Genomic DNA, 319 nt, shown 5'->3' with positions numbered 1-319 from the left:
CGATACGGTGACCGATAGCCACGATATCAGCAGTGAAGCCTAGATCTTCCATCAGGCCAACCAATTTGCCAATGGCAATTTTGTGGTGGTTATCTTCGCCTTGAATGGCAATTTCAGTTTTCTCGCCTTGATATTTCCAGCTCATACGAGCATCTTCAAGACCAAAACACTCCCCTAGGCCACTTAATACTGCTTCACCAGAAACAGAATCGATTACAGCAAATTTTAGGGATGAACTACCCGAGTTAATAACCAGAACAAACGAATTAGACATTGGATATGGATCCTGTTTCAGTACGAATTGGATGAAGTGTTTACT

The 319-nt window shown here is 42.3% G+C and carries 1 pseudogene; it reads right to left on the bottom strand.

The features are described 5' to 3' along the window. A pseudogene (locus AB4512_RS05490) lies at nt 1-274 on the bottom strand (acetate kinase); the annotation flags it as partial. Between the last annotated feature and the right edge of the window lie 45 nt (nt 275-319).

This window comes from Vibrio sp. 10N.222.52.B7 (assembly GCF_041474275.1).
GTDB lineage: Bacteria > Pseudomonadota > Gammaproteobacteria > Enterobacterales > Vibrionaceae > Vibrio > Vibrio crassostreae_C.
This window is presented reverse-complemented; position numbering and strand designations above follow the sequence as displayed.